Source organism: Idiomarina sp. ST10R2A5 (genome assembly GCF_051842325.1).
GTDB lineage: Bacteria > Pseudomonadota > Gammaproteobacteria > Enterobacterales > Alteromonadaceae > Idiomarina > Idiomarina abyssalis.
In genome coordinates this window covers 1-237 of the sequence record NZ_JBNIEX010000083.1, presented here as the reverse complement: position 1 = coordinate 237, position 237 = coordinate 1, and the positions used below count along the sequence as shown (strand labels likewise).

The 237-nt window shown below is 63.3% G+C and carries 1 riboswitch.

Annotated elements, in window-relative coordinates:
* Positions 1 to 203, top strand: a riboswitch (cobalamin riboswitch). This riboswitch is flagged as partial in the annotation.
* Positions 204 to 237: the final 34 nt, after the last annotated feature.

Below are 237 nucleotides of genomic sequence, written 5' to 3'. Positions count from 1 at the left end.
CCGCGTTGGTTCCTGTCCTACGACAGGCGAAGAGGGAATGCGATAGGGCCGAGACCGCAAGGTTGACCCGAAACGCAGCCGCCCCCGCGACCGTGACCGGAGAGATGCCCAAGCCACTGATTTCGTAAGGGATCGGGAAGGCAGGCATCAAAGGAAGATCCTACTCCGCAAGCCGGGAGACCTGCCAACGCAGCAAGTTGTGAGACCGGCGGACGGGGTGTTCCGCGACGGGGAACG